Consider the following 529-nt stretch of genomic DNA (forward strand, 5'->3'; position numbering starts at 1 on the left):
CGCCGGGAAAGGCTCGGGCTACGCCGGCCCACGCAAGATCGCGTTCATCTGCTCCAAGGGCAATCTCGACATGGCCTACCCTGCGCTGATCATGGGCAATGCCGCGCTGGGTGAGGGCATCGAAGTGCACTTTTTCTTCACCTTCTGGGGCTTGGACATCATCAACACCAAGACCAACGACAACCTGAAGTTCACGCTGTCGGGCAATACGGCCATGCATATGAACGATCTTGGTCGACTGCGCCCGGGATTGGAACACTTCTCCATGCCGCAGGCGATGGGCAACCTTCCGGGGATGACCCAGGTTGCGACGAGAATGATGAAGAAGCAGATGTCCGATCTGGAGATCCCCGACGTGCCCGAGTTCCTCGATTTCATCGCCGCGGCCGGCGCTCACATGTACGCGTGCAAGCTGACCTTCGACATGATGAAGATGATCGAGGCGGACCTGCACCCGGCCGTCGAGGGCGTCATCAGCGCCACCGACTTCATCGAGATCAGTGAGGGAGCGCAGATCATCTTCGTCTGA

Annotated in this window: 1 protein-coding gene; it reads left to right on the forward strand. The window is 59.2% G+C overall.

What is annotated here, in order from left to right; translation table 11 throughout:
- Window positions 1–37: 37 nt before the first annotated feature.
- Window positions 38–529, forward strand: a complete 492-nt coding sequence (locus KD1_RS16050; protein WP_245627450.1) for a DsrE/DsrF/DrsH-like family protein — start codon at window positions 38–40, stop codon at window positions 527–529.

Source organism: Kribbia dieselivorans NBRC 106261, assembly GCF_001552435.1.
Classification (GTDB): domain Bacteria; phylum Actinomycetota; class Actinomycetes; order Actinomycetales; family Dermatophilaceae; genus Kribbia; species Kribbia dieselivorans.